Source organism: Aureimonas pseudogalii (assembly GCF_014196835.1).
GTDB lineage: Bacteria > Pseudomonadota > Alphaproteobacteria > Rhizobiales > Rhizobiaceae > Aureimonas > Aureimonas pseudogalii.
Genome location: NZ_JACIEK010000002.1, coordinates 360,920 through 382,098 on the forward strand (window position 1 = coordinate 360,920; position 21,179 = coordinate 382,098).

At 70.3% G+C, this 21,179-nt stretch carries 21 protein-coding genes; 11 read left to right on the forward strand and 10 right to left on the reverse strand.

Features of this window, described 5'->3' with window-relative positions:
* Nucleotides 1-19: 19 nt before the first annotated feature.
* Nucleotides 20-2,920, reverse strand: a complete 2,901-nt coding sequence (locus tag GGR04_RS08215) for a peptidoglycan-binding domain-containing protein (RefSeq protein ID WP_183199352.1) — start codon at nt 2,918-2,920, stop codon at nt 20-22.
* 759 nt (nt 2,921-3,679) lie between these two features.
* On the opposite strand from GGR04_RS08215, the gene GGR04_RS08220 reads away from it, so the two are divergent.
* Nucleotides 3,680-4,174 (forward strand): SH3 domain-containing protein, encoded by a 495-nt coding sequence (locus GGR04_RS08220; protein ID WP_376769842.1) that lies wholly within the window; start codon nt 3,680-3,682, stop codon nt 4,172-4,174.
* A 326-nt stretch (nt 4,175-4,500) separates the two neighbouring features.
* Here the strand turns inward: GGR04_RS08220 and irrA are convergent, their stop codons facing one another.
* On the reverse strand, nt 4,501-4,971 hold the full coding sequence (gene irrA, locus GGR04_RS08225; RefSeq protein WP_210291695.1) for an iron response transcriptional regulator IrrA: 471 nt from the start codon (nt 4,969-4,971) through the stop codon (nt 4,501-4,503).
* A 128-nt stretch (nt 4,972-5,099) separates the two neighbouring features.
* Nucleotides 5,100-5,597, reverse strand: a complete 498-nt coding sequence (locus GGR04_RS08230) for a hypothetical protein (protein ID WP_183199354.1) — start codon at nt 5,595-5,597, stop codon at nt 5,100-5,102.
* Between the two features lie 155 nt (nt 5,598-5,752).
* Between GGR04_RS08230 and fabA the strand changes: the two genes are divergently transcribed.
* From fabA to fabI, 3 genes are all read left to right on the forward strand, one after another.
* Nucleotides 5,753-6,286 (forward strand): 3-hydroxyacyl-[acyl-carrier-protein] dehydratase FabA, encoded by a 534-nt coding sequence (gene fabA / locus GGR04_RS08235; protein ID WP_183199355.1) that lies wholly within the window; start codon nt 5,753-5,755, stop codon nt 6,284-6,286.
* 63 nt (nt 6,287-6,349) lie between these two features.
* Nucleotides 6,350-7,567, forward strand: coding sequence for a beta-ketoacyl-ACP synthase I (gene fabB / locus GGR04_RS08240; protein ID WP_183199356.1), 1,218 nt, complete (start codon nt 6,350-6,352; stop codon nt 7,565-7,567).
* A 20-nt stretch (nt 7,568-7,587) separates the two neighbouring features.
* Nucleotides 7,588-8,439 carry an enoyl-ACP reductase FabI gene (fabI, locus tag GGR04_RS08245; RefSeq protein ID WP_183199357.1) on the forward strand — a complete coding sequence of 284 codons (852 nt, stop codon included), beginning with the start codon at nt 7,588-7,590 and terminating at the stop codon, nt 8,437-8,439.
* A 28-nt stretch (nt 8,440-8,467) separates the two neighbouring features.
* On the opposite strand, the gene GGR04_RS08250 is transcribed toward fabI, so the two are convergent.
* A complete protein-coding gene (locus GGR04_RS08250; protein ID WP_183199358.1) occupies nt 8,468-9,163 on the reverse strand; it encodes an alpha/beta fold hydrolase in 696 nt (231 codons plus the stop codon).
* A 269-nt stretch (nt 9,164-9,432) separates the two neighbouring features.
* Here GGR04_RS08250 and GGR04_RS08255 point away from each other — a divergent pair, with 269 nt between their 5' ends.
* Nucleotides 9,433-10,485, forward strand: a complete 1,053-nt coding sequence (locus tag GGR04_RS08255; protein ID WP_183199359.1) for an aldo/keto reductase — start codon at nt 9,433-9,435, stop codon at nt 10,483-10,485.
* 54 nt (nt 10,486-10,539) lie between these two features.
* On the opposite strand, the gene dnaA is transcribed toward GGR04_RS08255, so the two are convergent.
* From dnaA to mutM, 6 genes are all read right to left on the reverse strand, one after another.
* Nucleotides 10,540-12,075: a chromosomal replication initiator protein DnaA gene (gene dnaA / locus GGR04_RS08260; protein WP_183199412.1), complete on the reverse strand. Its 1,536-nt coding sequence runs from the start codon at nt 12,073-12,075 to the stop codon at nt 10,540-10,542.
* Between the two features lie 29 nt (nt 12,076-12,104).
* Complete coding sequence (locus GGR04_RS08265; protein WP_183199360.1) at nt 12,105-12,551, reverse strand: rhodanese-like domain-containing protein; 447 nt, start codon at nt 12,549-12,551, stop codon at nt 12,105-12,107.
* Between the two features lie 734 nt (nt 12,552-13,285).
* Nucleotides 13,286-13,558, reverse strand: a complete 273-nt coding sequence (rpsT, locus tag GGR04_RS08270) for a 30S ribosomal protein S20 (RefSeq protein WP_183199413.1) — start codon at nt 13,556-13,558, stop codon at nt 13,286-13,288.
* Between the two features lie 398 nt (nt 13,559-13,956).
* The gene (locus GGR04_RS08275) at nt 13,957-14,730 is read right to left on the reverse strand and encodes an enoyl-CoA hydratase (protein ID WP_183199361.1); all 774 of its coding nucleotides are present in this window, start codon (nt 14,728-14,730) and stop codon (nt 13,957-13,959) included.
* 87 nt (nt 14,731-14,817) lie between these two features.
* Nucleotides 14,818-15,156: a hypothetical protein gene (locus GGR04_RS08280; RefSeq protein WP_183199362.1), complete on the reverse strand. Its 339-nt coding sequence runs from the start codon at nt 15,154-15,156 to the stop codon at nt 14,818-14,820.
* Nucleotides 15,153-16,070, reverse strand: a complete 918-nt coding sequence (gene mutM / locus GGR04_RS08285) for a bifunctional DNA-formamidopyrimidine glycosylase/DNA-(apurinic or apyrimidinic site) lyase (protein WP_183199363.1) — start codon at nt 16,068-16,070, stop codon at nt 15,153-15,155. The genes GGR04_RS08280 and mutM overlap by 4 nt, the downstream gene beginning before the upstream one ends.
* Nucleotides 16,071-16,249: 179 nt before the next feature.
* Between mutM and ubiE the strand changes: the two genes are divergently transcribed.
* The 6 genes from ubiE to dut all read left to right on the forward strand — a co-directional run bounded on the left by ubiE (nt 16,250) and on the right by dut (nt 21,026).
* Entirely contained in the window at nt 16,250-17,029 is a 780-nt protein-coding gene (ubiE, locus tag GGR04_RS08290) for a bifunctional demethylmenaquinone methyltransferase/2-methoxy-6-polyprenyl-1,4-benzoquinol methylase UbiE (RefSeq protein ID WP_183199364.1), read from the forward strand.
* Between the two features lie 4 nt (nt 17,030-17,033).
* Nucleotides 17,034-18,620 (forward strand): 2-polyprenylphenol 6-hydroxylase, encoded by a 1,587-nt coding sequence (gene ubiB, locus GGR04_RS08295; RefSeq protein WP_183199365.1) that lies wholly within the window; start codon nt 17,034-17,036, stop codon nt 18,618-18,620.
* Nucleotides 18,621-18,698: 78 nt separating this feature from the next.
* Nucleotides 18,699-18,956, forward strand: a complete 258-nt coding sequence (locus tag GGR04_RS08300; RefSeq protein WP_183199366.1) for a FitA-like ribbon-helix-helix domain-containing protein — start codon at nt 18,699-18,701, stop codon at nt 18,954-18,956.
* Nucleotides 18,953-19,348 carry a type II toxin-antitoxin system VapC family toxin gene (locus tag GGR04_RS23895; protein WP_312857423.1) on the forward strand — a complete coding sequence of 132 codons (396 nt, stop codon included), beginning with the start codon at nt 18,953-18,955 and terminating at the stop codon, nt 19,346-19,348. Before GGR04_RS08300 ends, GGR04_RS23895 begins: the two co-directional genes overlap by 4 nt.
* Complete coding sequence (gene coaBC / locus GGR04_RS08305) at nt 19,345-20,580, forward strand: bifunctional phosphopantothenoylcysteine decarboxylase/phosphopantothenate--cysteine ligase CoaBC (RefSeq protein WP_312857424.1); 1,236 nt, start codon at nt 19,345-19,347, stop codon at nt 20,578-20,580. The genes GGR04_RS23895 and coaBC overlap by 4 nt, the downstream gene beginning before the upstream one ends.
* Nucleotides 20,577-21,026, forward strand: coding sequence for a dUTP diphosphatase (gene dut, locus GGR04_RS08310; protein ID WP_183199368.1), 450 nt, complete (start codon nt 20,577-20,579; stop codon nt 21,024-21,026). The genes coaBC and dut overlap by 4 nt, the downstream gene beginning before the upstream one ends.
* Nucleotides 21,027-21,179: the final 153 nt, after the last annotated feature.

The following is a 21,179-nucleotide window of genomic DNA, read 5'->3' on the forward strand; positions in this document are numbered from 1 at the left end:
CGAGATCCCGAACCGTCTCCTAGCGCGCCGCCACCCAGCGGCTTTCGAGTTCGTGGCCGAGCGACCAGTCGGCAATGCGCTTTGCGCCCTCCGGCCCGCAGGGCGCCTCGACGGGGTCGCGGTGCATCTGGAACTCGCCGTCGACGATCATCGCCTGGAGGAAGCAGGCCTCGCGATACTCGCCGCGCTCGCGGCTGACGATCTGCACTCGCGTCTCCAACGCGATCGCCTCCATCGTGCGATCGTGCCAGCGCGCCACGCCGTAGTCGGCGATCGCGACATCGACCGCGATCGGCTTCCAGTCGTCCGGCGCCAGCGTGCCCTGCCAGCGAGCGAACTCGGGGAAGAGCTCGCCCATCGCCGGCCCGGCGCCGTCGCGGCCCGCGAGAATCACCGGGGGATGCCCAAGCACGAGCGCCTTCAACGCCTCCGAATAGGTGTTGAGAAGGGCGGCGGCTTCCGTGCCGTAGCGCTTGCGCAGCGCGGTCTCCTGCGCCTCGCGGCTGCCGGCGGCGTTGCGCGCCGTGCGCTCGGCCTCGGCGCGCTCGCTTTCGGCCTGGAGTCGCCGCGACTCGGCGGCCTTCGTCGTCGCCTGCCGCTCGGCAGCGAGGGCGGCCACCGCGCCGTCCAGTGCCGCGCGATCGAGCCAGAGCGGCGCGATCGAGGCCGGCAGACCGTCGCGCCCCATCGCCGCGGTCAGCGACTTGAGGTCTTCGGCCGAAGCGTAGAGCGCCCGGCAGTCGTGCTGGCGCGCCGCCTGGAAGGCCGCGTCGGCGTCGAGGAAGCGGACCGGGGGCAGGGCGCCGGTCTCGCCGGCGACGAAGCGGGCGAGCCGGTCCAGCACCTCGCGATGCGCCTCGCGCTCGCTCGCCACCGCGGCGCAGACCGCGCCGCCGCCCTCTTCCGGTATGAGCGCGCCGTAGCCCTCGCGCGAGCCGGTCGCGAGATCCGCCGTGATCGCCGCCACGAGCGCGGTCTCGGCCGCCTCTCGGCTGGCGAGCGCGGCATAGGCCATCGGCTCGAACACCTGCAGCGTGCCGGCTTCCATCGCTTCGAGCACGGGTGCGGCGAGCGTCGGGGGCGAGACGAGGAAGGCGCTGCGCCGCAGGAGCAGAAGATCGCGGGATGCCGCTTCGGCGGCGGTGCAGTCGCCGAGATCGACCTGCCGCGCGCCGAAGCCAGCGAGTTCTTCCGAAAGCGCCCGGCGCAGTGCCGGCTCCCGGGGAACGCCGAGCGTGCAGATCGAGGCCTTGCCCGTGGCGAAGACGAAGGCGCCGAGAAGGTTGCGCGTCAGCGAGGGCGCGTGCGGGCCCCCGTTGGCGAGCACCACGACGTCCTCGCCCGGCCCCTGGAGCAGACCTGCGTTGGCGGGCGTCACCGCGACCGCGGCGCCGAGCCCGCCGCCGGCGCTCGGGGCGGCCGGCACGGGCGCGTCCTTGGCCGCCAGCAGCGCCAGCTCGGCATCGAGGCCGAGGCGCGCGACCAGCGAGGCGATCCGCTCGCGCGCCGCGGCCAGCACGTCGCCGTCGCCGCCCTTGAGGTCGCCTTCGAGCAGCGTCAGCTCGGCCACGAGGTCGGGGAGCTTCGGCGAGGTGAGGTTCGCCGCGATCCAGCCCGACAGCGCCGCCTGCCGCGCTTCGAGCTCGGCCCGCAGCGCCGCCACGCGCCGCACCTCTTCGGCCACGCGCTCGGTGCGGCGCGCCTCCTCGAAGGCCGCGAAGCCGCCGGAGGGTGCCAGCGCCGCGCGAAGCCGCAGCGTCGCGGCGCTCAGCGTGTCGGCCGAGCCCGCGTTCATCGCCCCGGTGACGGTGGCGACCTCGGCGGCCACCGCCAGGAGGCCGGGCGTGCGCGGGTTGAGCCGCAGGAAGGCGTCGGCATCCCCGATCAGCGTGCGCGCCTCGCGCTGCGCCGCCTTCAGGCGCTCGGCCTCGGCCGTCTCGAAGGCGGCGCGGTCGGTGAAGCCCTTGCGTCGGGCGGCCTTCCAGTCGTCCGCCTCGGTGAAGCCCGAGGCCTGGAAGGCGCGGTAGTCGCTAGCGGTGTCGACGCCGATACGGGTTGCAGCCTCCAGCGCGGCGGCCGAGGCAAAGCCGCCGGCGCGGGCGCGCACGTATTCGTCGCCGTCGCGAAAGCCGCCGGCCCGCGCCTCGTCGAAATCGCCCATCGTGCGGAAGCCGCGCGAGCGCGCCTCGCTGAAGGCCAGTGCCGAAGGGAAGCCGCCGCTCTCGGCCTCGGCGAACGAGGCCGCGTCCTGAAATCCGCGGGCGCGGGCGAGGCTGCGCTCCGCGTCGTCGCGGAACCCGTCGGCGGCGGTTCCCTCGATCGCGGCGAGCGCGGCGCCGTCGATCGCCTCGCCCGCGGGCGGGCCGAAGCGCCGGGCGAAGCGATCGAAGGCCTCGCTCGTGGTCGGGCCGATCAGCCCGTCCACCGGGCCGTCGTAGAAGCCGAGCCGCGAGAAGGACGCCTGCAGCCGGCGCACGGACTGGCGGTAGGCGGATCGGCCCATGAGATCGAGCGCGGAGGGGTCGTCGAGCGAGTGCCAGACGACACGGTCGAGATTGCGCCCCTCCGAGAGGAACGAGTCCTGCGGCACGAGATGGAGCGCCTTCAGCGCCTCGATGTTGGCCTTGGCCTTTTCGCGGCCGAGCGTTCCCGCCGCCACCGCGTAGCGGCCGTTGCGGCTCTGGATCACCAGCGTCGGCCCGAGCGTCGCGGCGTAGGATTCGCCGAGCGCCACCGCCTCCTGCGCGTTCTCGCGGCTGGCGATCACCAGCCACATCGTGTCGGATCGCACGACCGCGGGCGCGCGGCGCGCGGCCGGCCGGCTCCGGGTCATCTCGCCGAGCACGCCGGCGGCGAAATCGCCGAAGCTCTGCGGCGCGGCGGGCGAAGCCGCCACCACGAGCACCGCGATCATGCTCATTCGCAACCCGTGCCGCACGCTCGTCTCCCCTCGGCGCCTCGTGATCGAGTTTTCCGGGCCTTCGCGGCCGACGAGCGCATCCCGCAGCGATCACACAACCGAAAGGCGTAGAGTGCAAGGGGGCGAGCGCCGGGCGACGGCTTTTGCAGAACATCCTCCACAGGTGCGGCGACGGCCGTGGGTGCTGCATCTCGGCCGGCGTCGCGTGCGAAGCGTTGCGTGCGCCCGCACGCCGTTCCATCCAGGCGATGGGGTGCCGCTTGCTGGCGACTCGCTTCAGGCCGCACGGTCCTCGCGGCCAACGCTTCGATCGGGCCGGGCCTTCGCTGCGACGCGTGCTCGCGCGGGACCGCACCCGAGCGATCGAACGGTCGCAAGCCGCCCTCGTCGTCGCGCGAGGACACGAGTGGCGGCATCTGAAGGACGTGCCGCCGCCGCGCCGGTGCTCTGCGATGCGGCCGGCAGGACAGGTTCGGGAAGGCTCTGTTAACCGCGATCGCCGATAGTGGACGCAGGATCCCGCCGACGCCGTTCCCGTCGTCCCGTCCGGCCGCACCAGCGGCCCGGCGAGGCGTTCGGGGCACCGGCCGGCGTCGATCATCCCATGGCCGCGTCGCGCGGCCGGTTCCTGTCTGGAGTTCCAAGCTCTTGTTCTCCCCCGCCGCCGCCCTTCGCCGTTCCGTCCTCCCGGCTCTCGCCGTCGCCCTGCTCGCCGGCGCCCTTCCGGCCCATGCGCAGTCGCCCGCCGCCGCCGCGACGCTGCCGGAGGCGGTCTCCTCGACGGCGGCCGCCGAGGAGACCGGCGAGGACGCCGAGATGAGCCGCAAGCTGCCGCTGCCGCGCTTCGTGTCGCTGAAGTCGGCACGGGTGAACCTGCGCGTCGGTCCGGGTAAGGACTACGCGGTGTCCTGGCTCTTCACCAAGCCGGGTCTGCCGGTCGAGATCATCCAGGAATACGACCTCTGGCGCCGCATCCGCGACGCCGAGGGCACCGAGGGCTGGGTCTACCATTCGCTCCTGTCGGGCGAGCGCACCGCGCTGGCCGCCCCGTGGCTGAAGGGCAAGAAGGACGCGACCATCATGATGCACCGCGCTGCCGCCCAGGACGGCGCCGTGGTGGCCGAGATGGAGCCGGGCGTCGTGACGAAGGTGCGCGAGTGCTCCTTCGGCTGGTGCCAGGTGGAGGCGGGCGGGCGCAAGGGCTTCGTCTCGCAGAACGAGATGTGGGGGGTTTACCCCGACGAACGCTTCTAGGTTCGCGCAGCGAACCAAGAAGCGTTCGTCGAGCACAAACCCCCGACGAATGCCGTGGCATTCGGCGAATCCAGCGTCCCTCGCCCAATGCCTCCCGGGCATTTGGCGAACCGAGCGCTCGTTTCATCGGACGTTGCCGAGGGTTCGGCGACAAAAGCCGTCCTGCTCTGCCCATCGCGGCCGGCGCGGACCATTCGCGACCCGGCCAACGGCGATCGTCGTCGCGCCATCTGCTCGACTCCCGTAAAACGAAAAAGGCCAGGCCCTCGCGGGATCCCGACCTTTTCGCGTTCAGATGCCGAGCATGACCGCCCGGCAAACCCGCCTCACGCCACCGGCGCGGCCTTGCGGCGTAGGCGCACCACCACGTCGACATTGACGATCTCCATACCTTCGGGGGGCTCCGGCAGGTCGCTCACCGAGATCGTCCCGTCGGGGATGTCGATCATCGTGTTGTCGTTCTCGACGAAGAAGTGGAAATGGTCTGACGTGTTCGTGTCGAAATAGGTGCGCTGGCCCTCGGCCGAGAGCGGGCGCACGAGGCCGGCGTCGGTGAACTGGTGCAGCGTGTTGTAGACGGTGGCGAGCGAGACCGGCTCGCCGGCCTTGTGGGCTTCCTCGTGCAGGTCTTCGGCCGAGAGATGCCGGTCGCCGGCACCGAAGATCAGGCTGCAGAGCGCCACGCGCTGGCGGGTGGGGCGAAGGCCCGCGGCGCGAAGACGCTCGAACACGCAAAAGCTCGGATGCCGAGATCCGCCTCGCGTTGCCGTCGACTGGGTTTCGCCGCGATGGTCCATCGGTTCAGAGCCGTTCAAACTTGAGTTGGTAAATCCACTTTAGCGGAGGATCTCGCATCGCCGCAAGCTCTTCCCGCACTGCTACTATAGCGACGAACCGGTTGAAGAACAATTCAGACGGTGCCGCATCACGGCGCGCAGCTCTTTCGCAGCGCCGCGATCGCCTTGCCCGATCCGCGCAGCGGCAGGCGGAGCGCACCGGCGGGCGCGGCAACTTCGAGCTCGCGGCCCTTGGCGAGCTGATCGAAGAAGGCGCCCAGCGCCGCGGCGGGGTCGCGGCGCACGAAGCGCGATCCCCCGCCGTTCGGCTCGGGCTCGGCGCGCACCGGCGCGACGCGGGCGACGCCGTCCACCGAGAGCACGAGCGTCCGGTCGCGGTCGCCGCCGAAGCGGGCGCCGTTTCCCGCCACCAGGGTGCGGATCGACCCGCCGGGCTCGCAGGCGAACTCGATGCCCGCCGGGCGGCCGCCCTGCGTGTAGAAGGCCCGCACCGCCGCGCCCGTGCCGGCCGATCGCCACTCCTGCGCCGCCGCCGCGCCCGCGCCAGTGAGCGACGCCGCGCCGAGCGCCAGCACGAAGAAGCCGAACGTGGCGGGCCGGACCGAGGGGAGGGGAGGCATGCGCATGAGCGATCCTTGGAAGCGTGGAGACGGGGCCGGCGGGCGGGTGCGGGTGGAAACGCGCGCGGACAGTTAACGCATTTGCCCTTGCCCGCGCCCGTGCTAAGGGCTCACTCCACGAAATTCGGCGGCGTTGAGGGCCGAACGACATGGGCGGATCGATGGACAGCACCAAGACCCAATTCGGCAAGGACGACCTTCTGGCCTGCGGCCGGGGCGAATTGTTCGGCGCGGGCAATGCACAGCTTCCGCTGCCGCCGATGCTGATGTTCGACCGGATCACGAACGTGACGACGGACGGCGGCGAGTTCGGCAAGGGTTCGATCACCGCCGAGTTCGACGTCTCACCCGATCTCTGGTTCTTCGGCTGCCACTTCCAGGGCGATCCGGTGATGCCGGGATGCCTGGGGCTCGACGCGCTCTGGCAGCTCACCGGCTTCTATCTCGGCTGGCTCGGCGAAGAAGGCCGCGGCCGTGCGCTCGGCGTCGGCGAGGTCAAGTTCACCGGGCAGGTGACGCCGAAGGTCAAGCTCGTGGAATACGGCGTCGAGTTTCGCCGCGTCATGCGCTCGCGGCTGAAGCTCGGCATCGCCGAGGGCTGGATGAAGGCCGATGGAGAGGTCATCTATCGGGCGAGCAACCTGCGCGTCGGCCTGTTCAAGGACGAGGATGCGAACGAGGCCGCCGGCGGCTGACCGCCGGACGCGCAATCGAAAAAAGACGGAGCGGCCGAGGGCCGGCCCCAGACGGAGTTCGCCATGAGACGGGTCGTCGTGACCGGAATGGGCATCGTGTCCTCGATCGGCAACAATGCCGCCGAGGTCGCCGCCTCGCTGAAAGCCTCGCGCTCCGGCATCAGCTTCGCGCCCGACTATGCGGAGCTGGGTTTTCGCTCGCGCGTCCACGGTAAGCCGACGTTGGATCCCACAACGATCCTCGACCGCCGGGCGCTGCGCTTTCACGGTGGCGGCACCGCTTGGAACCACGTGGCGATGGACGAGGCGATCGCGGACGCGGGCCTCGAGCCCTCCGACGTCTCGAACGAGCGCACGGGGCTGGTGATGGGATCGGGCGGCTCGTCCACCCGAACCATCATCGAGGCCGCCGACATCGCGCGCACAAAGGGGCCGCGCAAGGTCGGCCCGCTCGCGGTGCCGAAAGCCATGAGCTCGACGGCGTCCGCCACGCTCTCCACCTGGTTCAAGATCAAGGGGCCGAGCTACTCGATCTCCTCGGCCTGCGCGACCTCTACGCATTGCGTCGGCAACGCCGCGCAGCTGATCCAGCTCGGCCTGCAGGACATGATGTTCGCCGGCGGCTGCGAGGATCTCGACTGGACGCTCTCGGTGCTCTTCGACGCGATGGGCGCCATGTCGTCGAACTTCAACGACACGCCCGCCGTGGCGTCCCGACCCTACGATAAGGCGCGCGACGGTTTCGTGATCGCGGGCGGGGCGGGCGTCCTCGTGCTCGAGGAATACGAGCACGCCAAGGCGCGCGGCGCCAAGATCTACGGCGAGATCGTCGGCTACGGCCTGACCTCGGACGGCGCCGACATGGTGGCGCCCTCGGGCGAGGGCGCGGTGCGCTGCATGCGCCAGGCCATCGCCAACGTGCGCGGGCCGATCGACTACATCAATCCGCACGCGACCTCGACGCCAGTCGGCGACCGGATGGAGGTGCAGGCGATCCGCGAGGTGTTCGGCGACGCCATCCCGCCGATCTCCGGCACCAAGGCGCTGACCGGCCACAGCCAGGGCGCGACGGGCGTGCAGGAGGCGATCTACTCGCTCCTCATGCTGCGGGACGACTTCATCGCCGCGAGCGCCCATATCGAGGAGCTCGATCCCGAGTTCGCCGACATGCCCATCGTGCGCGAGCGCCGCGACGACGTGCGCCTCGACACCGTGCTCTCGAACTCCTTCGGGTTCGGCGGCACCAACGCCACGCTGGTGTTCCAGCGCGTGCGAGATTGACCATTGCGGGGGAGGGCGCCATGGGCGACCTGATGAAGGGCAAGCGCGGCCTCGTGATGGGCGTCGCCAACCACAATTCCATCGCCTGGGGCGCTGCCAAGGCGCTGGCGGGGCAGGGCGCCGAGATCGCGCTGACCTACCAGGGCGAGGCCTTCGGCAAGCGCGTGAAGCCGCTCGCCGCCGAGATCGGCTCGACGCTGCTGGTGGACTGCGACGTCGAGGACATCGCCTCGGTGGACCGGGTGTTCGAGACGCTGGCGGCCGAGTGGGGCAAGATCGACTTCGTGATCCACGCCATCGCCTTCTCCGACAAGAACGAGCTGAAGGGCCTCTACGCCGACACGACGCGCGAGAATTTTACGCGCACCATGCTGATCTCCTGCTTCTCGTTCACAGAGATCGCCAAGCGCGCGGCGGCGATCATGAACAATGGCGGCTCGCTGGTGACGCTGACCTATGGCGGCGCCACCCGCGTCATGCCCAACTACAACGTGATGGGCGTCGCCAAGGCCGCGCTCGAGGCCTCCGTGCGCTATCTCGCGGCCGATTTCGGGCCACGCGACATCCGCGTCAACGCCGTCTCGGCCGGGCCGTTGCGCACGCTCGCCGGGGCTGGCGTCTCCGACGCGCGACTGATGCTGAACTACCAGCGCCGCAACGCGCCGATGCGCCGCAACGTCACGCACGAGGAGGTCGGCGGCTCGACGCTCTACCTCCTGTCGGATCTGTCCAAGGGCGTCACCGGCGAGATCCACTACGTCGATGCCGGCTACAACATCATGTCGATGCCGGCGCTCGACGAGCTGAAGGCGCAGGAGCTTCGGGCCGAGATCGCCGGCGACGCCGTAGCGGTCGCCGAGCCCGCAAAGTAGCGCGGCGCCCGTCGTCGGGGCGCGCGTCTCAGCCCGTCACCGGCGGCTCCACGAAACGCGCGCGGATCGCCGCGGCGACGCGCGTCGGCGCCTCCAGGCTCGGCAGGTGGCCGCACTCCTCCAACTCCACGAAACGGGCGTCCGGCATCGCCGCCGCCATCGCCCGGCCGTCGGCCGGCTGCGAGAACTGGTCCTCGTGCCCCCAGACGAGCAGCGCGGGACACGCGATGCCGCCGAGATCACTGCTGCGGTCGGGCCGCGTCATCAGCGCCTCGTTCTGCGCCAGCGTGCGATCGACGGGCGCGCGTGCCGCCATCGCGCGGAAAATATCGGCCGCCGCCTGGCCGCGTCCTTCCGGCTCGAACACGATGGCCCGCGCCATCGCCTCCACCAGCGCCCCGTCGCCGCTCTCGATCGCCGCGCGCCGGTCGTCGTAGGGTCCGCGTTCGCCCGGTCCGCCGGGCCCGGCACCCATCACCACGAGCCCGCGCACGAGATCGGGCGCGAGGATCGCGGTTTCACGTGAGACATGGCCGCCGAACGAGGTGCCGAGCACTACGAAGGGCCGGCCCTTCGCGGCCTCCACCACCGCGGCGGCGCAAGCGCGCAGGTCCGGCGCGTCGGCGATCACCACCTCACAGTCGAAGTCCGGCCGCAGCAGCGGGATCAGCGGCTCGTAGAGATCGCCGTCGCAGGCGAAGGCGGGAACGAGAAGAAGCAGCATCGGAACGCTCGCAGTCGGTTTCATAGCGTTCGCATCTAGCGCAATTCGAGCGGAAGCCGAGCCGGCCTTCCCGTCCGCAGGATGCGTCCGAGGGAAAGCCGGAACCGATCCCGCGATCCCATGCTCGCCGGATCGGCCCTCGCAAGATGCCTCACGAGGACTTGGCGCCGCGCTGCTTTTCGCCGTCCCCATCTTTGCGGGCGCAAGCGTTTGCCGCATTGCGGCATCGGGCGTATGCGACGGCCATCTCTTCCAACGGATGACGCCTCATGCGCAAGCGACCCCTCGGCCGGACCGGCCTCCATGTCAGCCGCATCTGCCTGGGCACGATGACCTTCGGCGAACAGAACAGCGAGACGGAGGCCCATGCGCAGCTCGACCATGCCATCGAGCGCGGCGTCGACTTCCTCGACACGGCGGAGCTCTACCCGATCCCGCCGAAGGCGGAGACGCAAGGGGGCACCGAACGCTTCATCGGCTCCTGGCTGAAGGCGAGCGGACACCGTAATCGCGTGACGATCGCCACGAAGGTGATCGGGCGCTCGGATTCGCGCTGGTTCCGCGACGACGGCGGGACGCCGCGCCTCGACTTGCCCAACATCACCGAGGCGGTGGAGAAGTCGTTGCGCCGGCTCGGCACCGACCGGATCGATCTCTACCAGATCCACTGGCCGGACCGGCCGACCGCCGGCTTCGGCTCGGTGCCGACGCGCTGGAAGACCCCGCAGGCCGACCCGGACGAGGTTCCGATCGCCGAGACGCTGGCGGCGTTGGCGACGCTCGTCGACAGCGGCAAGGTGCGGGCGATCGGGCTCTCGAACGAGAGCGCCTGGGGCACGATGCGCTTCCTGGCCGAGAGCGATCGCGGCACCGGGCCGCGCGTCCAGTCCATTCAGAACGCCTACAATCTCCTGAACCGGACCTTCGAGCCGGCGCTCGCCGAGGTGGCGCTGCGCGAGGACGTGGGGCTCCTCGCCTATTCGCCGCTGGCGCAAGGGTATCTCACCGGAAAATATGCCGGCGGGGCCCGGCCCGAGGGCTCGCGCAAGGCGCTGTTCGACCGGCTGCAGCGCTACGAGAAGCGCGGCACGGCGGAGGCGGTGGACGAATACGTGGCGCTGGCGCGGCGCTTCGATCTGGCGCCCGCGACCTTCGCCAATGCCTTCGTGCTCGCCCAGCCCTTCGTCACCGCCACGATCATCGGCGCGACGACGCTGGCGCAGCTCGACGCGTGCCTTGCGGCCGAGGACGTGATCTGGACCGACGAGATGCAGGCGGCGGTGGACGAGGTGCACCAGCGCCGCGGCAATCCCGCGCCCTGAGACTTCCTTTGAGCGAACCGGCCGTCCCGCTTGGCGCGGGACGGCCGGTCGATCTCACTCCTCGATCATGCGGCGGATCACGTCGAGCTCCTCCGAGAGCTTCTCGTCGTTGGCCCGCTCGGCCTCGATCTTGCGCACGGCATGCAGCACCGTGGTGTGGTCGCGCCCGCCGAAGCGCCGGCCGATCTCGGGGAGCGAGCGCGGCGTCATCGTCTTGGCGAGATACATCGCGATCTGGCGCGGACGCACGATCGTGCGGGTGCGCCGGGCCGAGAGGATGTCGGTGCGCGAAACGTTGTAGTGCCGCGACACGAACTTCAGGATGTCCTCGACCCGCACCCGCTTCTCGCCGCCGGCGCGCGTCAGCTGGTTGAGAAGGTCGTCGAGATGCTCGGGCGAGAGCGGCTGGCCGACCGAGTGGCGGAAGGCGATCTGGTTGAAGGCGCCCTCGAGATCGCGGCCCGAGCCGGCCACACGCCGCGCGATCGTGTCCACCACCGTCTCGGCGAGCGCGAAGGAGGGATCCTCCACCTTCATTGCGGTGATCCGCGTTTCCAGGATGCCGCGACGCATGTCGTAGTCGGGCACGGCCATCTCGATGGCGACGCCGCCCGAGAGACGCGAGCGCACGCGGCTGTCGAGCGACTCCAGCTCGAAGGCCGGACGGTCGGCGGCGACGATCACCTGGCGCGCCGAATCGATCAGCGCGTTGAGGAGATGGCAGAACTCCTGCTGGATCGACTTGCCCTGCAGGAACTGCATGTCGTCGATGATGAGGATGTCGATGCCGCGCAGGTTCTCCTTGAAGTCGAGCGCCTGGTTGTCGCGGATCGCGGTGGCGAAGCGCCACATGAAATATTCCGCCGTGAGATAGACGACGCGCGGCCGGTCCTCGCGCGCCGTCGCGGCGTTGGCGATGGCCTGGAGGAGATGCGTCTTGCCGAGGCCCACCGAAGCATGGACGAAGAGCGGGTTGAAGCGCACCGACTGCGGCCCGTTCTCGGCGATCGAGCGGGCGGCGGCGAGCGCCACCCGGTTGGACGCGCCCTCGACGAAGGTCGAGAAGACGTAGCGCGGGTCGAGCGGCGAGCCGAACTCCGGCGCGGCCGAGCGTCCGCCGGCCTCCGGCGATCCCGCCCGTTCCACCGCCGGGCGCCCGGCATTGGCGGCGGCCACGACCCGCGGGCCGGCGGGCGCCACATCTTCGGACGCGGTGGCGGGCAGCGGCGCCACGGCGCCGGAGCCACGCACCGCCGAGCGCACGGCGACGTCCACCTTTAGCGTGCCCGGCACTTCCTCGGCGAAGATCTGCAGCAGGAGGTCGGCGTAGTGGCCGTTGATCCAGGTCTTGAGGAAGGCGGTCGGCACGGAGAGCTGCACCAGCCCCTTCGAGACCTGCTCCACCTTCATGCGGGTGAACCAGGAGGCGAAGACGTCGGCACCGAGCTGGGCCTTGAGACGCGCGTTCACCCGCTCGATCATGTCGGGCTCGGCGCGGGTCGGGCCCATGGGCTGCTCGTTCGGTTGGGGCGCGGCATGCGCCGTGGACGGGGACCCGGCCCGCAGGCGGCCGAGAGGGGCGCCGGGCATCGGATTGGCGGAGGCCTGGTGCATCGGGATCATTTCTGGCTCCAGGGCAGCCCGGCCGCCTTCCAGCCGGCAACCCGGCCGCGATGGCCCTCCTCGTCCGGCGGTCCCTCGAAGCCGTCGGCGACGTTGAAGCAATTCTCGAAGCCGAGCGCCGTCAGGGCGGCGGCGCTCGCCATGGAACGCGCGCCCGAGCGGCAGAGGAAGTAGACGGGCGAGGCCTTGGTGCCACCGGCTGCCTCGATCGCCGCGGCGACGCGGGGGCCGAAGTCCGGGTCCACCGCCATGGTCGGATAGCGCTGCCATTCCGCGAAGATCGGATCGGCGCGCCCCATGGGCATCGCGGGGGGCATCGCGGGGAAGCCGACGAAATTCCATTCGGCATGGGTGCGCACATCGACGAGGAATCCATCCCCCTGCTCGGCCAGCGAGGACCAGCAGTCCGCGGCGGAAACATCACCCTTGTAGGAACGGCTCATCGGGTACTCCAGACACATCGGTCCCGTGACGCGGGAGCCGATCGAAACGCGGCGACAAAGGCTCCGATCCCTCGCGACAGCGTCGCGCGGGGCCGGAGGCCGGATAGCAAAAATGAAGGGTCAGTCCGAGAGGGCGGCGTCGGTTTCGCGACGCATCTTCCGATTAGCGTTGGAAAACACGTCTTGTCCCCATCCTTTGCCGTCCCGGCCTCTTGTCCTCCCGCAAAAGCTACGAAAGCGCACAGGCTGGAGCAAGCTTTGAATCGGGTCGCGACACCCGAGCGTGGCGTAACTGTGACGCCAAAGTCAGCCTGCCTGACGAAGCCGGTATCGTAATCGCCTGATTCAAACGAGGTTTCGGCGAGCCATCCCGTCATCACGCGACGCACAGGGTAAATGCGGGAATATTTTGGCGGTCGTGGCTTGACTCGGCGACTCGCGGAAACCGTCTGCCCGAGTCTCGGAGCGAGTCCGGTGGCCTATGCCAAGACAATGATTTTCAAAAGGAAAAACTGATCATCGGCGCGAAGCCCTGCGGCGTAGGCCTTCCCCGATGACAAGGGGGTGACGGTCCTGAATCAAAAAAATCGCAGACCGCGACACGTAAGCATGACTCGCCGCTTTCGGCCCCATTCCGGCCTCGTCACCGGTCGCGGCACAGCAAAAAGGCCCGGCGCGCCGCCAGGCCTTCTCGTCATTTCGACAGGTGACCGGCTCGCGCCGATCCGCAGGAATCAGGCAGCGGTGCCGACGGCCTTCACGCGATTCGACAGGCGCGAGATTTTCCGCGACGCCGTGTTCTTGTGGTAGACGCCCTTCGAGGCCGCACGCATCAGTTCGGGCTCGGCCGCCTTGAACGCCTGCTGCGCGGCTTCCTTGTCGCCGGTGAGGATGGCTTCCTCGACCTTGCGGAGGAAGGTGCGCACGCGCGACCGGCGGTCCTTGTTGACAGCGGTGCGGCGTTCGATCTTGCGGGCGGCCTTCTTGGCCGACGGCGTATTGGCCATGGTCTGCTCTCTGGTTGGGTCGTCGGATCCACTCGGCCCAAAGGCCGCGCCGATCCTCGGGCGAAAAGGGTTCGTGTCGTCCGGCCGATCCGGAATTCCAACCTGGAACGGACACGGCACGAGCGGCCGCACCCGAAGATGCCGCCGGAAATCTGCGCGCCTTATAGGACCAGCCCGCCTCGCCGTCAACCGCGGACGGTGTGCCGTGGCGCGCAAGGCGGGGCTGCCGCCCCGAGCCCCGCCCTGGGGCCGACGCCCCCGGACCCCCGCTTCTTTTCGATCCCTCATCGGGGCGGGCCGCCGGCCCGCCCCGATGAGGGAAGGAAGGGAGGGGTTCCAAGGGCCTCAGGCCCTTGGCGGGTCGGGGCAGAGCCCCGTCTGGGCAACGGGCGCCCCCGTCAGCGGTGACGGAAGGTCGGTTTGCGCTTTTCGGCGAAGGCGGCCATGCCTTCGCTCTGGTCGTCGAGAGCGAAGGCGGCGGCGAAGAGGCGGCGTTCGGCGCGAAGGCCCTCTGTGAGGGTGGTGTCGAAGGCGCGGGCGACGAGTTCCTTCACCATCATCGTGGCGGGCAGCGAGAAGGAGGCGATCTTTTCGGCGGCCTTCATCGCCTCGTCGAGGAGCTCGGCATCGGGCACGACGCGGGCGACGAGGCCGGAGCGCTCGGCCTCGTCGGCGTCCATCATACGGCCGGTGAGGCAGAGGTCCATGGTCTTGGCCTTGCCGATGGCGCGGGCCATGCGCTGGGTGCCGCCCATGCCGGGGGGCACGCCAAGGGTGATCTCGGGCTGGCCGAACTTGGCGGACTGCGCGGCGATCACGAAGTCGCACATCATGGCGAGCTCGCAGCCGCCGCCGAGCGCGTAGCCCGAGACGGCCGCGACGATGGGCTTGCGCGAGGCGGCGAAGCGATCCCAGCCGGCGGCGAAATCCGAGAGGTAGATTTCGGCGAAGCCCATCGCCTGCATCTCCTTGATGTCGGCGCCGGCGGCGAAGGCCTTGGCCGAGCCGGTGAGGACGAGGGCGCCGATCGCGGGATCGGCGTTGAAGCCCTCGACGGCCTGGAGGAGTTCGCCGAGAAGCGCGGTGTTGAGCGCGTTCAGTGCGTCGGGGCGATGCAGCGTGACGAGGGCGACGCGCCCGCGCGTTTCGGTGCGAAGGGTCTGGTAGTCCATGGCGAAGTCCTCCCGAATGATGCCGCGGAGGATACGGCTGCGCCGGCGTTCGGCAAGGCCTTCGGGCCTCGTGAGGCGGGAGAAGGGTCAGAAGCCGGCGGCGGTGCGCTCGGCCGTTGAAAGCGCGGCGAACCACTCGGCATAGGGCGAGTTTTCCGGCGAGAAGCGCGTCCAGTCCTTCGCGCCATCCGCCCACCAGACAGGGCCGCGCTCGCCGAGACGCTGCTTGGCGGCGTCGACGGCGCGTCTGGCTTGTCGTCGTGCCTCGTCGTCGGCGGCGTCGCGCACGGCCCGTCGGGCGTCCATCAGGGCATCGACGGCGGCCTGCCGCTCGGCCTCTGGAAGGGCGGGGTCGCTGCGGCGCCAGAGGCGACGCTTGGCGACGAAATAGCGCCCGTCCGGCGTCTGCGGATAGGCTTTCGTCACCGCTGGCAGACCGGGCAGAAGAAGGTGGAGCGCCCGGACTGGACGATGCGCGCGACGATGCCGCGGCAGCCCTCGTGGCGGCAGGGTTCGCCCTCGCGGTCGTAGGCGGCGAAGCGGTGCTGGAAGTAGCCGAGCGCCCCGTCGGCCTGGCGATAGTCCCGCAGCGTCGAGCCGCCGGCCTCGATCGCGTCGGCGATGGTCTCGCGGATGTGGAGGGCGAGGGCGTCGAGGCGCAACGTCGGCCCGCCCTTGGTCTTCACGAGCGAGCCCGCACTGCGTCGCGGCGAGAGGCGGGCGCGCCACAGCGCTTCGCAGACATAGATGTTGCCGAGCCCGGCGACGATCGTCTGGTCGAGGAGCGCCGCCTTCAGCGGGGCGGCCTTGCCGCGGAAGCGCGCGGCGAGCGCTTCGCCGGAAAGCGCGTTGCCGGTCGGCTCGATGCCGAGGCCCCGGAAGTGCGGGTGTTCGGCGAACTCGGCGCGGGGAAACAGCGTCATGTAACCGAAGCGGCGGGGGTCGTTGAAGACGATGCGCAGCGCCCGCCCGTCGCCGGCTTCGAGGTGGAAGACCACGTGGTCGTGCGTCCGGTTCTCGCCGCGCGGCAGATGGAAGGCGGCCCCCGCCACCGGCTCGGCCGGTGCGGCCCCCGAGCCGCCGTCCGCGGCCTCGATGCGGAAGGAGCCGGACATGCCCAGATGCATGGCGAGCACCGCGCCGTCGTCGAGATCGGCGAGGAGATACTTGGCGCGGCGGCCGAGCGCCACGATCCGCCGCCCCGCGAGGCGCTCCACGAAGCGCTCGGGCAGGGGAAAGCGCAGGTCCGGCCGGCGCGCTTCGGCACGCATGATTCGGGCGCCCTCCATCACCGGCGCCAGCCCGCGGCGGACGGTCTCGACCTCTGGCAATTCGGGCATCGGCACTACCTATGGAGCGAGCATGTCCGGCGAGCCGGCGGGCGCGATGGCGCGCCCTTGAGGCTTGCGGTATGGACGGCGGAACGAGCGGACGGACGGGCGGGTTGCCCCGCGCCGGTTCGCTTTACCCCGTGTCATAGGCCGCGTCGCGGCCCGGGCCAACGGTCGAGAGGTCACCCATGTCGCGAACCCGCGTCAGCGCCACCGATGGAATGGAAACCTCCTACGGCTTCGAGACCGTGGGCGGGCGCGAGGAGAAGCAGGCCCGCGTCAACGAGGTGTTCCACCGCGTCGCCGAACGCTACGACGTGATGAACGACCTGATGTCGGGCGGCATGCACCGGCTCTGGAAGGACGCGATGGTGCAGTGGCTGGCACCCTCGCGCCGCCCCGGCTGGCGCTTTCTGGACGTCGCCGGCGGCACCGGGGACGTGGCGATGCGCATCGTGGACGCCTCGCGCGGCGCGGCCGAAGGCACCGTCCTCGACATCAACGCCTCGATGCTGGCGGTGGGCGCCGAGCGGGCCGTGAAGCGCAAGCTCGACGGCAATCTTCTCTTCGTCGAGGGCAATGCCGAGGACCTGAAGCTCCCCGACGGCGCCTTCGACGCCTATACGATCGCCTTCGGCATCCGCAACGTGCCGCGCATCGATCTGGCACTGGACGAGGCCTACCGGGTGCTGAAGCCCGGCGGGCGCTTCCTCTGCCTCGAATTCTCCGAGGTCGAGCTACCCGTGCTCGACAAGATCTACGACGCCTGGTCGTTCAAGGCGATTCCCGCCATCGGCGGGGCGGTCGCCAAGGACCGCGAATCCTACGAATATCTGGTGGAATCGATTCGCCGCTTCCCCAACCAGGCCAATTTCGCGGGCGCCATCCGGCGTGCCGGCTTCGAGCGCGTGACGCATCGCAACCTCACCGGCGGCATCGCGGCGATCCACTCCGGCTGGAAGATCTAAGGGCTTGGCCAGTCCCGTCGCCGGCACCATCGCCCTCGTTCGGGCGGCCTTCATCCTCGTGCGCGAGGGCGTCGTCTCGGCGCTGCCGGGCGACGAGCTGCCGCCGATGGCGCGGCTGGCGCATCGTTTCGCCGGGCTGATCGCGCGGCGCTCGGCCAAGCGGCGGGCGCGCTCGGAGCGCCTTTCCACCGCGCTGAACCGGCTCGGGCCCTCCTACGTCAAGCTCGGGCAGTTCCTGGCGACGCGCCCCGACATCGTGGGCACCGAGATCGCGCTCGAACTCTCCTATCTGCAGGACAAGGTGCCACCCTTCCCGCGCGAGGTGGCGATCGCCGAGATCGAGCTGACGCTCGGGCGGCGCATCGACGACCTCTTCACCGAGTTCGGCGAGATCGTCGGCGCCGCCTCGATCGCGCAGGTCCACCGGGCGCGCATCCGCACCCGCGACGGCGAGGAGCGGCAGGTCGCGGTGAAGGTGATCCGGCCGGGCGTGCGCCTCGCCTTCCGGCGCGAGCTCGACGCCTTCGCCTTCATCGCCAAGGTGCTGGAGCGGGTGGTGAAGTCCTCGCGCCGGTTGCGGCCCGTGGCGGTGGTGGAGACGCTGGCGCAGTCCACCCGCATCGAGATGGACCTGCGGCTCGAGGCCGCGGCCTCCTCCGAGATGGCCGACAACGTGGCCGAGGATCCCGGCTTCCGCGTGCCGACGATCGACTGGGAGCGCACGGGGCGCGACGTCCTGACCATGGAATGGGTCGACGGCATCAAGATGAACGACGTCGCGGCGGTGGCGGCGGCCGGTCACGACCTGCCGGCGCTCGGCGTCAATCTCGTGCAGTCCTTCCTGCGCCACTCGATGCGCGACGGCTTCTTCCATGCCGACATGCATCCGGGAAATCTCTTCGTCTCGCCGGACGGCACGATCGTGGCGGTGGACCTCGGCATCGTCGGGCGGCTGTCGGCCGACTCGCGCCGCTTCCTCGCCGAGATCCTCTACGGCTTCATTCAGCGCGACTACAAACGCGTCGCCGAGATCCATTTCGAGGCGGGCTACGTGCCGCGCTCGAAGGACGTGCTCTCCTTCGCGCAGGCGCTGCGGGCCATCGGCGAGCCGATCCACGGCCAGCCCGCCGAGACCATCTCGATGGCCCACCTCCTGACGCTGCTCTTCGAGGTGACCGAACTCTTTGACATGCAGACCCGGCCCGAGCTGGTGCTCCTGCAGAAGACCATGGTGGTGGTGGAGGGCGTCGCGCGCTCCTACGATCCGCGCTTCAACATGTGGGTCGCCGCCGAGCCGGTGGTGAGCGAGTACATTCTCGGCGAGATCGGCCCCGCCGCCAAGCTGCGCGACGCGCGCGAGGGGCTGGAGGCGGTGTTGCGCCTCGCCAAGCGGCTGCCCGACCTCGCCTCGGGGCTGGAGGTGCTCGCCAAGAACCTGCCCGACCTCGTGGAGAACGGCATCCATATCGGCGACGACGACCTGTTGCAGCTCGCCAAGGAGGGCAAGGCCGCCATCCTCGTCGGCCGCACCGCACAGATCATCGGCGCCCTGGCGCTGGTGGTCATCGCCTGGCAGCTGACCTTTGGGTGAAGGGATCGAACGAGTGATTGCATTGCCATCACTCGGCGGGCAACCTAAGTTGTGGTTCCGTTCAGTTGGAAGTTGACCATGGCGAGCGTCACCATCCGCAACATCGACGACGATGTGAAGCGTAAGCTACAGGTCCGGGCAGCCCGCAACGGGCGATCCATGGAGCATGATCTTCGGGTCGCCCTGGAAAAGCTTGCGGACGAAAACCCTGCGCCACCGCGAAGCGAAGCCGAAGCCAAGCAGGTGTTCGAAGCCTTGATGGCCTTAGGGCAACCGCCGCTCGAACCCTTCGATCAAAAGGCCGTGTCGGACGAACTGAACGATTTCGTCCCGTGATCGTCGTCGATGCATCGGCGCTCGTCGCCATCATCGCCGGCGAGCCCGACGCGAACACGTTCGCAGCCGCACTCAGCGAACGGGACGAGATCTACCTGTCCACCGCGACGGCGGTGGAGACCTTCATCGTCGTGGGATCACGATGGGGCGGGGAAGGAAGGGCGCGTTTGGAGCAGATTCTCACGACTGCCGGCATTCGATTGCAGCCCGTGGACGAACGGCTCATGCGGATGGCGATCGAGGGGTTCGATCGCTTCGGCCGCGGCTCCGGCCATCCCGCCCGGCTGAACTACGGCGACTGCTTCTCCTACGCGCTCGCCCGCGTCCTCGACGCGCCGCTGCTCTTCAAGGGCGACGACTTCATCCACACCGACGTCCGGTCGGCGCTGTGAGCGCTTCGCCGACCCTCGAAGGCCGCCGCATCCTCATCATCGTCGGCGGTGGAATCGCCGCCTACAAGTGCCTCGACCTCGTGCGCCGGCTGCGCGAGCGCGGCGCGGCCGTGACGCCGGTGATGACGCGCGATGCCGCGCAGTTCGTCACGCCCCTGTCGCTCGGCGCGCTCGCCGGTGCGAAGGTCTATGGCGAACTCTTCGACCGCGACGACGAGCACGATGTCGGCCACATCCGGCTGGCACGGGACGCCGACCTCGTGATCGTCGCGCCGGCCAGCGCCACGCGCCTCGCCAAGATGGCCGCCGGCATCGGCGAGGATCTCGCCGGGGCGATCCTCCTCGCCGCGACGGTGCCCGTGCTCGCCGCGCCCGCCATGAACCCGGCCATGTGGGCCCATCCCGCCACGCGCCGTTCGGTGGCGACGCTGCGCGCCGACGGACTACATCTCATTGGGCCGAACCGGGGCGAGATGGCCGAGCGCGGCGAGGCGGGCGAAGGGCGCATGGCCGAGCCGCTGGAGATCGTGGCAGCAGTGGAGGCGATCCTCGCGCCCACCGCCGCCGCCGGGCCGCTCGCGGGGCGCCACGTCGTCGTCACCTCGGGGCCGACGCATGAGCCGATCGATCCCGTGCGCTACATCGCCAATCGCTCGTCGGGCCGCCAGGGCCATGCGATCGCCGGGGCGCTGGCCGAGGCGGGAGCCCGCGTGACGCTCGTCAGCGGGCCCGTCGTGATCCCCGATCCCGCCGGCGTCGCCGTCGTGCGGGTGGAGACGGCGCGCGAGATGCTGGCGGCGGTGGAGGCGGCGCTGCCGGCCGACGCCGCGGTCTTCGTGGCGGCGGTCGCGGACTGGCGCACCGAGGGCGCGGCGGTCGAGAAGATCAAGAAGGGCGCCGGTGGTCCGCCGTCGCTGGCGCTGTTCGAGAATCCCGACATCCTGCGCACGGTCGGCACCGGGCCGCGGCGTCCCGCGCTGGTGATCGGCTTCGCCGCCGAGACGCAGGACCTCCTGGCGAATGCCGGCGCCAAGCTCGCGCGCAAGGGCGCCGACCTCATCGTCGCCAACGACGTCTCGGCCGGCACCGGCGTGATGGGCGGCACGCGCAACACGGTCGCCCTCGTCTCGCGCGAGGGGGTGGACGCTTGGCCCGACTTGAGCAAGGACGAGGTGGCGCGCCGCCTCGTGGCGGAAATCGTGCGCCGCCTGCCACCGGAAACGCCACGATGACGCCTCCCACGATCGGCTTTGTCCGGCTGCCCCACGCCGAAGGGCTGGCGCTGCCGGCCTATCAGAGCGAGGGCGCGGCGGGGGCCGACCTGCGCGCCGCGATCGAGGCGCCGCTCGTGCTGGAGCCGATGGCCCGCGTCCTCGTGCCGACCGGCCTCGTGATGGTGATTCCCGATGGCTTCGAGGTGCAGGTGCGCCCGCGCTCGGGGCTCGCCGCGCGCCACGGCGTCACCGTGCTCAACGCACCGGGAACCGTGGACAGCGACTATCGCGGCGAGGTGATGGCGATCCTCGTCAATCTCGGCGCCGAGCCCTTCACCATCCGGCGCGGCGATCGCATCGCGCAGATGGTGGTGGCGCCGGTGGTCCAGGCTCGGCTTGAGCCCGCCGACGCCGCAGCGCCGACCGCGAGGGGCGAGGGCGGCTTCGGCTCGACAGGGCTCTAAAGGGGCTCCTCGTCGTGATGACGCTCGATGCCACGCTCGCCTCGTGCTCCCGAGGTGCCGCGCGAATTGCGGCAATTGACCCTGCTGCCTTGCCCAGTGCCGCGATCCTCGCGGGCGCCGCGGTCTGGACGGTGCTGCGGCGGGCCTGACCCC